Annotated in this window: 15 protein-coding genes; 10 read left to right on the forward strand and 5 right to left on the reverse strand. The window is 55.1% G+C overall.

All coding sequences use genetic code 11. The features are described from left to right. Positions 1-37: 37 nt before the first annotated feature. Positions 38-232, forward strand: coding sequence for a YdiH family protein (locus FOY93_RS09525; protein WP_003857766.1), 195 nt, complete (start codon positions 38-40; stop codon positions 230-232). Positions 233-367: 135 nt separating this feature from the next. Here the strand turns inward: FOY93_RS09525 and FOY93_RS09530 are convergent, their stop codons facing one another. From FOY93_RS09530 to ycgZ, 5 genes are all read right to left on the reverse strand, one after another. Continuing rightward, positions 368-1,006, reverse strand: coding sequence for a winged helix-turn-helix transcriptional regulator (locus FOY93_RS09530; RefSeq protein ID WP_143345004.1), 639 nt, complete (start codon positions 1,004-1,006; stop codon positions 368-370). Between the two features lie 218 nt (positions 1,007-1,224). After that, on the reverse strand, positions 1,225-3,375 hold the full coding sequence (gene fdhF, locus FOY93_RS09535) for a formate dehydrogenase subunit alpha (protein WP_143345005.1): 2,151 nt from the start codon (positions 3,373-3,375) through the stop codon (positions 1,225-1,227). A 191-nt stretch (positions 3,376-3,566) separates the two neighbouring features. Next, a complete protein-coding gene (locus FOY93_RS09540) occupies positions 3,567-3,845 on the reverse strand; it encodes a biofilm/acid-resistance regulator YmgB/AriR (RefSeq protein ID WP_023311323.1) in 279 nt (92 codons plus the stop codon). A 28-nt stretch (positions 3,846-3,873) separates the two neighbouring features. Next, positions 3,874-4,194, reverse strand: coding sequence for a hypothetical protein (locus FOY93_RS09545; RefSeq protein ID WP_143345006.1), 321 nt, complete (start codon positions 4,192-4,194; stop codon positions 3,874-3,876). A gap of 4 nt (positions 4,195-4,198) precedes the next feature. Next, positions 4,199-4,438 (reverse strand): regulatory protein YcgZ, encoded by a 240-nt coding sequence (gene ycgZ / locus FOY93_RS09550; RefSeq protein WP_023311324.1) that lies wholly within the window; start codon positions 4,436-4,438, stop codon positions 4,199-4,201. A gap of 336 nt (positions 4,439-4,774) precedes the next feature. Here ycgZ and FOY93_RS09555 point away from each other — a divergent pair, with 336 nt between their 5' ends. From FOY93_RS09555 to ldtE, 9 genes are all read left to right on the forward strand, one after another. After that, positions 4,775-5,995 (forward strand): diguanylate phosphodiesterase, encoded by a 1,221-nt coding sequence (locus FOY93_RS09555; protein WP_133294226.1) that lies wholly within the window; start codon positions 4,775-4,777, stop codon positions 5,993-5,995. Between the two features lie 188 nt (positions 5,996-6,183). Beyond that, entirely contained in the window at positions 6,184-6,912 is a 729-nt protein-coding gene (locus FOY93_RS09560; RefSeq protein ID WP_133294227.1) for a MerR family transcriptional regulator, read from the forward strand. Between the two features lie 312 nt (positions 6,913-7,224). Next, a complete protein-coding gene (gene sufA, locus FOY93_RS09570; RefSeq protein WP_008500631.1) occupies positions 7,225-7,593 on the forward strand; it encodes a Fe-S cluster assembly scaffold SufA in 369 nt (122 codons plus the stop codon). Positions 7,594-7,601: 8 nt separating this feature from the next. Continuing rightward, positions 7,602-9,092, forward strand: coding sequence for a Fe-S cluster assembly protein SufB (gene sufB / locus FOY93_RS09575; protein WP_023311328.1), 1,491 nt, complete (start codon positions 7,602-7,604; stop codon positions 9,090-9,092). A 9-nt stretch (positions 9,093-9,101) separates the two neighbouring features. Continuing rightward, positions 9,102-9,848 carry a Fe-S cluster assembly ATPase SufC gene (gene sufC / locus FOY93_RS09580; protein ID WP_014831592.1) on the forward strand — a complete coding sequence of 249 codons (747 nt, stop codon included), beginning with the start codon at positions 9,102-9,104 and terminating at the stop codon, positions 9,846-9,848. Then, entirely contained in the window at positions 9,823-11,094 is a 1,272-nt protein-coding gene (gene sufD, locus FOY93_RS09585; protein ID WP_143345007.1) for a Fe-S cluster assembly protein SufD, read from the forward strand. The genes sufC and sufD overlap by 26 nt, the downstream gene beginning before the upstream one ends. Beyond that, on the forward strand, positions 11,091-12,311 hold the full coding sequence (gene sufS, locus FOY93_RS09590) for a cysteine desulfurase SufS (RefSeq protein WP_143345008.1): 1,221 nt from the start codon (positions 11,091-11,093) through the stop codon (positions 12,309-12,311). Before sufD ends, sufS begins: the two co-directional genes overlap by 4 nt. A 14-nt stretch (positions 12,312-12,325) precedes the next feature. Continuing rightward, positions 12,326-12,742: a cysteine desulfuration protein SufE gene (gene sufE / locus FOY93_RS09595; RefSeq protein ID WP_136194726.1), complete on the forward strand. Its 417-nt coding sequence runs from the start codon at positions 12,326-12,328 to the stop codon at positions 12,740-12,742. A 97-nt stretch (positions 12,743-12,839) separates the two neighbouring features. Continuing rightward, positions 12,840-13,853 (forward strand): L,D-transpeptidase LdtE, encoded by a 1,014-nt coding sequence (gene ldtE, locus FOY93_RS09600; RefSeq protein WP_133294230.1) that lies wholly within the window; start codon positions 12,840-12,842, stop codon positions 13,851-13,853. Positions 13,854-13,884: the final 31 nt, after the last annotated feature.

Here is a 13,884-nt window from a genome sequence, read left to right on the forward strand (position 1 = left end):
ATATACTGGTCAGGTTTTGTACATAAGCGAGGACATCATGGATACTGAAATAACCCCAACACAGCTGGCAATTGAATATTTACGTCGCGATAAGAGCAACCTGTCTCCGGCGCAGTACCTGAAAAAGCTGAAACAGCTTGAGCTGGAATTTACAGATTTGCTGGCGCTCTCTTCGAATGAACTGAAAGAAGAGATCTACTTTGCCTGGCGGTTGGGCGTTCACGTCCATTGAGCACATGAGAATAAAAGGGCCGCGAGTGCGGCCTTTTTTGTGTCTGAAATTCAGTATCGGGCAACTCGTTGTTAAAGGACGGCTACAGTGTCCGGGTCAGATCATTTTCTGCACGGCCATCACCAGCCGGTGAGATTAAAATCTTTCAGGCAATTTCCCCATATTGATTAGCACACCTCTTTCAACTTCGATATAACCCCCTTCTTTTAAAGCTGAAAGAATACGCATGACGCCGCTACGGGACAGGTGGGTTTTATCCCGGATATACCTTTCTGCAGTAATGTTCTGCCTGAATGATTCTTCTTCGTTTGAGAGTGCATAAAGCTGGGCGCGGACAATATTGTATGCGGAAGGTCCGGTTATATCTTCGTAGCTATGAAATAGCTTAACTGCAAGGCCCATCAGGTGATAAGCCAGCGGCTCCCATAGTTCATGATGCTTGATAATGTCATAAACAGTATCCATTTTAAGGGTTACGATCTCACAGTGATTAAAGGTTTTGATGTAACCGAACATCTGAGCGTAATGCAGATTACTGAGACCGAGCAAAGCGGGCGCCTTAACCGTTGCCATGGCTAAATCGTCGTTGCTGCGGTGAATCATGACGCGCCCGTTGAGGAGGATATAACAGAGGCGTTCATCGCCAGCTACAAAATTTAATCGACGTCGGGGGAGCACTTTCTTCAGATTTGCACCCTGTTTTAGATAATCGATCAGCAGTTTTGTGGATGAAGAACAATCGAATATTAACGTCTGGGACATCTCATCAGCCATGTGCACGCCTATCCATTAAACCTGTCAATAGTGATGCGGTTCAGTATAGCGTGGATCCTGCTGAGTCTGTTTCAAGCAGCCCTGCTGCTAAGTATTTCAGCGGCACGGCGGATATGCAGGATGTCACAGCATGAAAAAACAAAGTATTTCGAAATGCTGGAGATAGTGAGAGATGCGGTAACTATTACCGGGTACGCATAGCGCACCCGGCATTTTCCTCAGACGTTCGCCGCACTCATCAGCCGAGACTTCATGGACTGATATGCAGACGCTGCATAGTCCTCCGCCCAACGCTGATCCTCTATCGCCTCCAGCTGCACCGCGCAGTACTTCGTTTCCGGCGTTTTGGAGATGGGATCGAGGTTATCCTGTGTCAGCTCGTTGCAGGCGCCAATCCACCACTGATAGGTCATGTAAACTGCCCCGGCGTTGATACGCTCGCTGATGCTGGCGCGGGTAATCACTTTGCCGCGGCGTGAACGTACCCAGACCAGCTGCCCGTCAGTAATGCCCAGCTTTTCCGCATCGGCAGGGTTCATTTGCACCCGGCCCGGCTCGTCGGCCAGGCTTTGCAGCGCGGCGCAGTTCCCGGTCATGGAGCGACAGGAATAATGTCCCACCTCGCGTACCGTACACAGCACCAGCGGGAAATCCGCGTCCGGAGTTTCTGCCGGCGCGCGCCACGGGGCGGCAAAGAGCTGCCCTTTACCGGTTGGGGTGTCGAACTGATTGTCTTTATACAGGTACGGCGTTCCCGGATGATCCAGCGTCGGGCACGGCCACTGCACGTGGCCCATCTCGCCCATTTTTTCATACGTCACGCCGTAGAAGAGCGGGCACAGCTCGCGCATCTCATCCCAGATCTGCTGGTTGGAGTCATAATGCATCGGGTAGCCCATCTCGGTGGCGAGCAGGCTGATGATTTCCCAGTCGCGCTTCACGTTGCCGCTGGCCTCGATGGCTTTGCCAAAACGCTGGAAGCCGCGATCGGCACAGGTAAAGACGCCGCCGTGCTCACCCCAGGATGTGGCCGGGAGCAGAACGTCCGCCACCTCTGCCGTTTTGGTCATAAAGATGTCCTGAACCACGACAAAGTCGAGCGCCTCAAAACCGCTGCGCACCAGGCCGAGATCGACTTCGGTCTGAAGCGGATCTTCCCCCATGATGTAGTAGGCCTTGACCTTGCCTTCCAGCGCCAGATGGGGCACCTCGGTAATGCGCGTTCCGACCCGATCGTCCATTTTATTGACGTCAATTCCCCAGGCATCGGCAAACTTCTGCCTGACCGCCGGATCGGTCACATCCTGATAGCCCGGGAACATATTCGGCAGAACGCCCATATCGCAGGCGCCCTGAACGTTGTTTTGTCCGCGCACCGGCCCGACGCCGACGGCGGGTCGACCCAGGTTGCCGGTCAGCAGCGCCAGGCTGGAAAGCCCTTTGACCACATCCGCGGCCTGACCAAACTGGGTCACGCCCATCCCCCACATCACGGTGGCGGAAGGGGCCGCCGCGAAGGTGCGCATTGCCTGACGAACGTCGCGGGCGGGAATGCCGGTAAGATGCTCAACCGTCTCTGGCGCATAGTCTTTCACCGTCTGGCGATAGGCCTCAAGCCCCTCGGTAAAGCGCGCCACGTAGCTTTTGTCGTAGAGCTCCTCTTCCAGCAGCACGTAGCCAAAGGCGTTTACCAGCGCCATGTTGCTGCCGTTTTTCAGCTGCAGATGCTGGTCGGCAATGCGCGCCGTTTCAATGCGCCGCGGATCGCAGACGATAATTTTTGCGCCGTTTTCACGCGCTTTCAGCACGCGCCGGGCGACGATGGGGTGGGAGTCCGCGCAGTTATAGCCAAACACCAGCAGGCATTTTGAGTTTTCAATATCGTTGATTGAGTTGCTCATCGCGCCGTTGCCGAGCGTCTCCTGTAAACCGGCCACGGAAGGGCCGTGACAGACGCGCGCACAGCAGTCCACGTTGTTGGTGTTCAGCACCGCGCGGGCAAATTTTTGCATCACATAGTTTGTTTCATTGCCGGTTCCGCGAGAGGATCCGGTGGTCATGATCGACCGCGGCCCGTGCTGCGCTTTAATGCTGCTGAGTTTGTGCGCGGTGTAGCGGATAGCCTCTTGCCAGGTAACGGGAGTGAATGCCTCGCCTTTATGGTAGCGGATCATCGGCTGGGTCAGGCGCGGGGTGAGCAGACGGGTATCGTTGAGGAAGTCCCAGCCGTAAAAGCCTTTCAGACACAGGGTACCCTGGTTTGTGATGCCTTCTGCGGCTTCGGCACGGATGATACGGTTATTTTCAACGACAAGGTTTAATTTACAGCCTGCACCGCAGTAGGGGCAGACGCTGGCGATCTTTTTCATCAATAACAGACCTGTTAAGAAATGAAGCAAAGTTGACTGGAAAACCCAGTCCCGTAAGCAGAGGTAAGCAGGAACCGTGCCAGGTTGGCTTTGCTGGTTTAACAGGGTGTCAAGCGGGGAAGGCGCGTGTCATCGTCAGAACATTCGTCAGTTTTGACGATGACACGAAAGCAGGATGAGTGGCCGTGAAATTACAGGTCGTCCATGGTGTAGCCCACGACAATTTCCAGCGTCTTGCGAATCACATCCGCCTGAACCACGTCGTGAGTGGCTTCCAGCGTCTGAATGAGCCAGAGGATAATCGCTTTATTGGACAGATGACCTTCGGAGGCCAGAACACAGCGTACTGCAGTAGAAAAAACAGCGGACTCTTCAGCAAAACGATCGCCTGCGTGACGGAAGTATTCCGACAGCGCACTGTCTAAAAACGCAGAATGATATTCGGGTTGAAGCTGAATATTTTGTCTCATTTGTTCTCACCGTAGCTGTTAATTGCAGTCAATGTATTTTCTTTGGATCGGACGGTTTTCCACTTCCAAACAACGGCACAATATTGTCCCGGTTATCGTTGAGAGGTCCCTCTCTTTTCGTTCGTCCTTGCGCGGTTCTGCGACGTGTAAAGGCGGTGCTGTTTGAGCCAATTTCGGCAATCACCACCGCAAGTGTCTCCCGCCGCCGGGGATCCTTTTCATGTTCTTTCATGATCCGCAGACGCTGAAGCAATCCTTCGGTTGTTACCGGTCCCCGCTCTTTCAAAAGAGAGAGAACGGCTTCACCGATAAGCGTGTCGATCAGTTTGTCTGCGCTACTGCTCTTCATACCCTTACCGTTCGAAGAGCAGACCAAGCAGCTTGTGGTAATGCTCTTCCTCTTCCGGGCCATCGGCCTTTTCGAGGCGGCTGAGCAATTTTGTACAAAGCGATTTGCGATTCAGATTTCGCCCGTCGCTGAGAATTTCAACAACCACCTGGCCCAGCGTCTCCTGCTGGGTAGGAAGCACGGCTTTTTCGAAGTACTGTGCGATTGCTGCTGCGGAATCTGCGACGTAACCTTTCTGCTGCATGTTTCGCTCCTGTAAAATTTTGTCATCACTAGCGTTACAATTAAGGTATACATAATTTCCAAATCTGTACATTAAAAATGTACAGATTTTTAATATTTCTTCGATATATTTTATAAAGTTATTTATATTCAGTTAGTTACGCTTGGGTGGTGGAGAGGTAATATTACAGGATATATTGTACAAAATGGTCGAGGGCTGTTAAGTTGTACAGCCAGGAAAAACGTTTCTTAAATTGCCGTAAACGGTTGAGATGTAAATTATTTGTCAGGCAATTAATGTGCTATAAATGAACCTTATCCACCTCTTTTGTGGCCAACCCCTAACCCCAGGAATCGCATGCTCACCACCATCATTTACCGCAGTCATATCTGCGAGGACGTTCCAGTGAAAGCGCTGGAAGTCATGGTTGCTGCTGCAAATAGTAAAAACCAGCAATCCAATATCACGGGGATCCTGCTGTTTAATGGCACACATTTTTTTCAGCTGCTTGAAGGGCCAGTGGAACACGTTTCTGCCATCTATGAGCAGATTTGCAACGACCCTCGCCACCACAACGTAGTGGAGCTGATGCGCGATCACGGACCTGTCCGTCGTTTTGGCAACGTGGGCATGGAGCTTTTTGATTTACGCCACTTCGACAGGGACGAGGTGCTGCAAGAGGTGCTCAACAGGGGGACGACGCGCTATCAGCTGACGTACAACGACCGCCCGCTGCAGTTTTTCCGCACCTTTGTCGAGGCTACGGAAAAAGCGAACTATTTTGAACTGCCTCCTGCGGATTCCTGGGAATTCGTGCGCGAAGAGACGCGCTTGTCCGCGCAGCCCGAGGTGGTCGCGAAAGGGGCGGATTGCAGCTTCGCGTTCCAGCCGATAGTCGATCCGTTTATGCAGCAGGTTGTCTCCTGGGAGGCGCTTTTGCGCACCCCGTCCGGCGACTCGCCAGGGGCTTATTTCGCCAGCCTTCCGAATGAGGAAGTGTACGCGTCTGATTTGCAAAGCAAGCAGGTGGCGCTCTCCATGGCCAGCGCGCTGGGGTTACAGGACCAGACGTTATCCCTGAACCTGCTGCCTATGACGCTGGTTAACATTCCCAACGCCGTGGACTTTCTGCTCACCGCGATTGAAGCCAATGGGTTTGTACCCGAGCAAATTGTGGTGGAGTTCACCGAGAGCGAAGCCATTTCCCGATTCGATGAATTCACGGATTCGGTCAGGCAGTTAAAAAGCGCGGGCATCAGCGTGACGATCGATCACTTTGGTGCCGGATTTGCCGGGTTGCAGCTGCTGGCTCAGTTTCAGCCGGACAGAATTAAGATTAATCGCGATCTGGTCGCAAACGTGCACAAAAGTGGTCCCCGACAGGCCATTATCCAGGCGATTATCAAATGCTGTGCCTCGCTTGAGATCCAGTTCTGCGCGGTGGGGGTAGAGAAGGCTGAAGAGTGGATGTGGCTGGAGTCAGCGGGAATATCCCAGTTCCAGGGGCATCTTTTTGCCAGCCCGCGACACGGCGGTATTCCCGCGATTGCGTGGCCGGAGAAAAAGTTCGAATTCTGATAAAGCTGTACACAATCCGGCAGAGTTAACTGTACGAACGGCAAATTTTATACAACAATGTATTAACAGGTGGATGGAAAAGAACCCCGTTCACCGGTTCAAAATGCGGTCTTAGTTATACAAATAGTGTGTACAATCTGATAAGGTTGGTGCAGTTAGGTATGGAAGTTCTGAGCGTGAGGGAGTTAATGGCCTATTACAGTATCGGCGAAGTGGCCGAACGATGCGGTATCAACCCCGTTACGCTGCGTGCCTGGCAGCGCCGTTATGGATTGTTGAAGCCGCAGCGCAGCGAAGGGGGCCATCGTCAGTTTGACGATGAAGATATCCTGCGTATCGAAGAGATCAAACGCCTGATGAAAAGCGGCGTCTCGGTCGGAAAAGTCAAAGCCTTGCTGGAAAACAAAGAAGTTTTGACGCAGGGCAACTGGGTTTCATTCCAGGAAGAGATGATGACCGTTCTGCGTTACGCCAGCCCGGCAAAGCTGCGTGCCAAAATTGGCGAGTTCCGCCGCGATCACGCGATAGACGCGCTGATTGACAATATTATTTCTCCCGTCCGTCAGCGCATGAACCAGGACCAAAATACCGTGCGTCACATGGCAAGCCTGTTAGACGGAGTTCTGATTGAATTCGCGATTGCAAGCCTGGCGGAGTCCCGCAAGAAAGCCGGTAAAGACGCACTGTTGATTGGCTGGGAATGCGATGACCGCACCCACCTGTGGCTGGAAGCCGCGCGCCTGGCGCAGAAGGGCTGGCACATAGACGTCCTGGCGGAACCTATTGATTCGCCGCGCCCTGAACTCTTCCCGGGGCAAAAAATCTTCGTCTGGACGGGGAAATCCCCAACGCCTCGCCAGCAGGAACAGCTCGACCACTGGCGTGAACAGGGGTTTGCTGTCTCATTTCATCACTGAGTGTAAGAGGCCTTGAGGGCCTTTTTTGTTTTTATCACTTTCTGCGCAAAATCTATCTCAAAAATAGGCATTTCCGATGCATATTTTACTTTTCTTCTCTTCGTTATGAATGCCGCGACGAAATGCATTATTAATCAATGCATTGAACAAATACATCCATCCTGACTGCATCCTCTCACAGGGTCTATGCTTAATAAAACCAGGCAAAAAGGGCGCTTTAGCCGAATGCCCCTGCTGACAGAGGGTTGAAGTGATAATCGTTATCACTAACATGGTGTTATGCCCTGATGGCTTATCAGATGAGGTGGACCTATGGAACTGCATTCAGAAACCTTTAATCCTGCCGATTTCGCCTGGCGCGGCTTAACGCTCACGCCAGCGGCGGCGGCACATATTCACGAGCTGGTGGCGAAAAAGCCCGAGATCCTCGGCGTGCGTTTAGGCGTCAAACAGACCGGCTGCGCAGGTTTCGGCTACGTGCTCGACACCGTCACCGAACCCGAGAAAGATGACCTGGTGTTCGAGACTGACGGCGCGAAGCTGTACGTCGCGCTGCAGGCCATGCCGTTTATTGACGGCACCGAAGTGGACTACGTCCGCGAAGGCTTAAACCAGTTATTCAAATTTCATAACCCGAAAGCCCAGAACGAATGCGGCTGTGGCGAAAGCTTTGGGGTATAGGCGGTACTATGTCTCGTAATACTGAAGCAACGAGTGATGTAAATACCTGGAGCGGTGGGCACCTCAACTATAAAGAGGGGTTCTTCACCCAGCTCCAGACAGATGAGCTGGCGAAAGGCATTAACGAAGATGTCGTGCGGGCGATCTCGGCGAAACGTAACGAGCCCGAGTGGATGCTGGAGTTCCGCCTGAGCGCCTTCCGCGCCTGGCTGGAGATGGAAGAGCCGCACTGGCTGAAAGCGCACTACGACAAGCTGAACTATCAGGATTACAGCTACTATTCTGCGCCCTCCTGCGGCAGCTGTGACGATACCTGCGCCTCGCAGCCCGGCGCGGTGCAGCAAACTGGCGCTGAAAACAGCTTCCTCAGCAAAGAGGTGGAAGAGGCCTTTAACCAGCTTGGCGTGCCCGTGCGTGAGGGGAAAGAGGTGGCGGTGGACGCCATTTTCGACTCCGTCTCGGTGGCCACCACCTACCGCGAGAAGCTGGCAGAGCAGGGGATCATTTTCTGCTCCTTCGGCGAAGCGATTCACGATCATCCAGAACTGGTGAAAAAGTACATTGGGACCGTGGTGCCTTCAAACGATAACTTCTTTGCGGCTCTTAACGCGGCGGTGGCCTCGGACGGCACCTTTATCTATGTACCGAAAGGCGTGCGCTGTCCGATGGAGCTTTCCACCTATTTCCGCATCAATGCCGAAAAAACCGGCCAGTTCGAACGCACGATTCTGGTCGCGGATGAAGGCAGCTACGTCAGCTATATCGAAGGGTGCTCCGCCCCGGTTCGCGACAGCTACCAGCTGCACGCGGCGGTGGTGGAGGTCATCATCCATAAAGATGCCGAGGTGAAATACTCCACGGTGCAAAACTGGTTCCCGGGCGACGGCAATACCGGCGGTATCCTGAACTTCGTCACCAAGCGCGCGCTGTGCGAAGGCGAAAACAGCAAGATGTCGTGGACCCAGTCTGAAACCGGCTCGGCCATCACCTGGAAATACCCGAGCTGCATTCTGCGCGGGGATAACTCCATCGGTGAGTTTTACTCCGTGGCGCTGACCAGCGGCCACCAGCAGGCCGATACCGGCACCAAGATGATCCACATTGGTAAAAACACCAGGTCGACCATCATCTCGAAAGGGATCTCTGCCGGGCACAGCCAGAACAGCTATCGCGGGCTGGTGAAAATCATGCCGACGGCCACCAATGCGCGAAACTTTACCCAGTGTGATTCGATGCTGATCGGCGCAGACTGCGGGGCGCACACCTTCCCGTACGTTGAGTGCCGTAACAATACGGCCCAGCTTGAGCACGAGGCGACGACGTCACGCATTGGGGAAGATCAGCTCTTCTACTGCCTGCAGCGCGGGATCAGCGAAGAAGACGCCATCTCGATGATCGTTAACGGCTTCTGTAAGGATGTGTTCTCTGAACTGCCGCTGGAATTTGCCGTTGAAGCCCAGAAACTCCTCGCCATTAGTCTTGAACACAGCGTCGGTTAAGGAAAGCACATGTTAAGCATTAAAGATTTACAGGTCAGCGTAGAAGACAAAGCCATCCTGCGTGGCCTCAATTTTGACGTCAAGCCGGGTGAAGTTCACGCCATCATGGGGCCGAATGGTTCCGGGAAAAGTACGCTTTCCGCGACGCTGGCGGGCCGCGAAGATTATGAGGTAACCCACGGCTCGGTCGAGTTCAACGGCAAAGATCTGCTGGAAATGTCACCGGAAGATCGCGCGGGAGAGGGCATCTTCATGGCCTTCCAGTACCCGGTCGAAATTCCGGGCGTCAGCAACCAGTTCTTCCTGCAGACGGCGCTGAATGCGGTGCGCAAGTATCGCGGCCTGGAGGCGCTCGATCGCTTCGACTTCCAGGATTTAATGGAAGAGAAAATCAAGCTGCTGAAAATGCCGGAAGATTTGCTCACCCGCTCGGTGAACGTCGGTTTTTCCGGCGGCGAGAAAAAGCGTAATGACATTCTGCAGATGGCCGTTCTGGAGCCCGAGCTGTGCATTCTGGATGAGACCGACTCCGGTCTGGACATCGACGCCCTGAAGATTGTCGCTGACGGCGTCAACTCCCTGCGCGACGGCAAGCGTTCATTCATCATCGTCACCCACTATCAGCGCATTCTGGACTACATCAAGCCGGATTACGTTCACGTGCTTTATCAGGGGCGTATTGTCAAATCCGGTGATTTCACGCTGGTTAAACAACTGGAGGAGCAGGGCTATGGCTGGCTTACCGAACAGCAGTAATGCGCTCCAGCAGTGGCACCGGCTGTTTGAAGCCCAGGACGGCACGCGCTCGGCGCAGGCGCAGCAGCATCTGCAGCAGATGCTGCGTCTTGGTCTGCCGACGCGTAAGCATGAGAACTGGAAATATACTCCGCTCGATGGCCTGCTAAACGCCGAGTTTGTGACCCGTCTGGCGGATCTCACCCCGGCGCAGCGTGACGCGCTGGCCGTAAACGTGGATGCCGTGCGCCTGGTTTTTGTCGACGGTGAGTTCCGTCCGGAACTGAGCGACGCCCTTCAGGGGAGCGGATTTGAGATTGAGATAAACGACGATCGCCAGCCACTGAGCGCCCCGGTTCAGCCTGAGGTTTTCCTGCACCTGACCGAGAGCCTGGCCCGCAGCGTGACGCATATCGGCGTGAAGCGTAACCAGCGTCCGGGAAAGCCGCTGCTGCTGATGCACATCACCCAGGGGCTGGGCGGCGACGAAATCAACACCGCGCACTATCGCCATCATCTTGAGCTGGCGGAGGGGGCTGAGGCCACGGTGATTGAACATTACGTCAGCCTCAACGAGACGCGCCATTTTACCGGGTCGCGTCTGACGATGAACGTGGCGGCCAATGCCCAGCTACACCATATCAAGCTGGCGTTTGAGAATGCGCAGAGCCACCACTTTGCCCATAACGACATTGTCCTGGGCCAGGATGCGGCGGCGTACAGCCATAGCTTCCTGCTCGGCGGGTCGGTGCTGCGCCACAATACCAGCACGCAGCTTAACGGTGAAAACACCACGCTGCGTATCAACAGCCTGGCGATGCCGGTTAAATCTGAGGTGTGCGACACGCGCACGTGGCTGGAGCACAACAAAGGCTACTGCAACAGCCGCCAGCTGCACAAAACCATCGTGAGTGATAAAGGGCGAGCGGTGTTTAACGGTCTGATTAACGTGGCGCAGCACGCCATTAAAACCGACGGGCAGATGACCAACAACAATCTGCTGTTGGGCCGACTGGCGGAGGTGAACACCAAACCGCAGCTGGAGATCTACGCCGACGACGTGAAGTGCAGCCACGGTGCGACGGTCGGGCGAATCGACGACGAACAGATGTTCTACCTGCGTTCCCGCGGCATCGGCAAGCAGGCGGCGCAGAAAATGATTATCTATGCGTTTGCCGCCGAACTGACGGAAGCGCTGCACGATGGTCAGTTAAAACAGCAGGTGCTGGCGCGTATCGGTCAGCGTCTGCCTGGAGGCGAAGCATGAGTTTTCCCGTAGAGAAAGTACGGGCAGATTTCCCGGTTCTGACCCGTGAAGTGAACGGTCTTCCTCTGGCCTATATGGACAGCGCGGCCAGCGCGCAGAAGCCGAATCAGGTGGTGGATGCCGAAGCCGAGTTTTATCGCCATGGCTATGCCGCCGTGCATCGCGGTATTCATACCCTGAGCGCCGAGGCGACCCAGCGGATGGAAAACGTACGCACGCAGCTTGCCGCCTTCCTCAATGCACGTTCGCCGGAAGAGCTGGTCTTCGTGCGCGGAACCACCGAAGGAATCAACCTTGTCGCTAACAGCTGGGGCAACGCGCAGGTCCACGCGGGGGATAACATCATCATCACCCAGATGGAGCACCACGCCAATATCGTGCCGTGGCAGATGCTCTGCGAGCGCGTTGGTGCGCAATTGCGGGTCATTCCGCTCAACGTTGACGGGACGCTTCAGCTTGAGCAGCTTGACGTCTTGCTGGATGACCGCACGCGGCTGGTGGCGGTTACCCAGGTCTCCAACGTGCTGGGGACAGAAAACCCGGTGGCAGAGATCGTCGAAAAGGCCCATCAGGCGGGCGCAAAGGTCCTGATTGACGGCGCCCAGGCGGTAATGCACCACGCGGTTGACGTTCAGGCGCTGGACTGTGATTTCTACGTCTTTTCAGGCCACAAGCTCTATGGGCCGACCGGGATAGGCGTGCTGTATGTAAAAGAAGACATTCTGCAGGCGATGCCGCCGTGGGAAGGGGGCGGGTCGATGATCGCCACCGTCAGCCTGACGGAAGGCACGACCTACGCGCGCGCGCCGTGGCGTTTTGAAGCGGGCACGCCCAACACCGGTGGGATTATCGGTCTGGGGGCGGCGGTCTCTTACGTCTCTGCCATCGGTCTTGATGCCATTCAGGAGTATGAACGGCTGCTGATGCACTATGCGCTTGCGGAGCTTGCCAGCGTGCCGGATTTGACCCTCTACGGGCCTGTCGACCGGCAAGGGGTGATCGCGTTCAATCTCGGGAAACACCACGCCTATGACGTGGGCAGTTTCCTTGATAACTACGGCGTGGCTGTCCGCACCGGGCACCACTGCGCCATGCCGCTGATGGCGTTTTACCAGGTGCCGGCAATGTGCCGCGCGTCGCTGGTGATGTACAACACGACGGAAGAGGTCGACAGGCTGGTGGCGGGGCTTAAGCGCATACACCAGCTGCTGGGCTAACGGAGAGGCAAACGATGGCAGAACTGCCGGACAGAGACAAATTGCTGCGCAACTTTGGGCGTTGCGCAAACTGGGAAGAGAAGTACCTTTATATCATCGAGCTGGGGCAGCGTCTGCCGCCGCTCGGTGAAGAGGCGCATAACCCGGAAAATATTATTCAGGGCTGTCAGAGCCAGGTCTGGATTGTGATGACGCAGTCTGATGACGGCACGATAGAATTGCGCGGCGACAGCGATGCCGCCATTGTAAAAGGGCTTATTGCGGTCGTCTTTAGCCTTTATCAGCAGATGTCGGCGCAGGATATTGTCGCGTTCGATGTCCGCCCGTGGTTTGAAAAAATGGCCTTAACCCAACACCTCACCCCGTCCCGTTCTCAGGGACTGGAAGCGATGATTCGCGCCATCCGCGCCAAAGCTTCAATCCTTAGCTAGACTTACAGAACAGCATTCATTCTGTTTCGCGAGGTGGTTCCCGCCTCGCTGGTTTTTCAGCTTTCTGGCGTTCTGTCAGTGAATAAGGAATCTCAGCATGAAGCGCGCGTCTCTCATAACTCTATTACTCCTCAGTTCGCTCGGTGCCCTTAATTCGGCCCGCGCGATGGACTATCCGTTGCCGCCCGCGGGCAGTCGTCTGATTGGGCAAAATCAAACCTACACGATACAGGAAGGGGATAATAAGCTGCAGACCATCGCCCGTCGGTTTAATACGGCGGCGCAGGTGATCCTGGAAACCAACAATACCATTGCGCCGGTTAACCCTGCGCCGGGAACCGTCATTACCATTCCGTCGCAAATGCTGTTGCCGGATACGCCGCGCGAGGGGATTGTGGTGAATCTCGCTGAGCTTCGGCTCTACTATTTCCCGCCGGGGCAAAACATTGTTCAGGTTTTCCCGCTGGGCATTGGTCAGCTGGGGCTGGAAACGCCGGTGACGACCACGCGGGTGAGCCAGAAGATCCCTAATCCCACCTGGACGCCCACGCCGGGCATCAGAGCACGTTCTCTGGAGCAGGGCATCAAATTGCCTCCGGTGGTTCCTGCCGGGCCAAATAACCCCCTGGGACGCTTCGCGCTGCGTTTAGGCGTGGGCAACGGGGAATATCTCATCCACGGCACCAGCGCGCCGGACAGCGTCGGCCTGCGGGTCAGCTCCGGTTGTATGCGGATGAACGCCCCGGATATCAAAGCGCTGTTCGAACAGGTGCGGGTTGGCACGCGGGTACAGATTATTAATGAACCCGTGAAGTTCTCCGTGGAGCCGGACGGTAAACGCTATATTGAGGTCCACCGTCCGCTGGCGCAGGTTGAGGGGGAAAATCCGCAGGTCTCGCCAATTGCCCATTCCGCGGACTTTGCGACTTTTGTTTCTCAGGCGGGAAGCGATAAGGCGCTGATTGAGAAAGCCCTGGCACGTCGTGCGGGCATCCCGGTTATCGTGTCGTCAGGGAGCGGTCCTTCAGCCAGCAATAGCGTATTGTCGGTGCAGAACAGCCGGGTGTCTGCTGCGGTAGCGGAAGATGAAGTGGAGAAGGTGACGCAGTAGCCGTTTGACTCAGGCAAAAAAAATGGCGCAC

The sequence above is a fragment of the Enterobacter sp. 18A13 genome (assembly GCF_007035975.1).
GTDB classification, from domain to species: domain Bacteria; phylum Pseudomonadota; class Gammaproteobacteria; order Enterobacterales; family Enterobacteriaceae; genus Enterobacter; species Enterobacter vonholyi.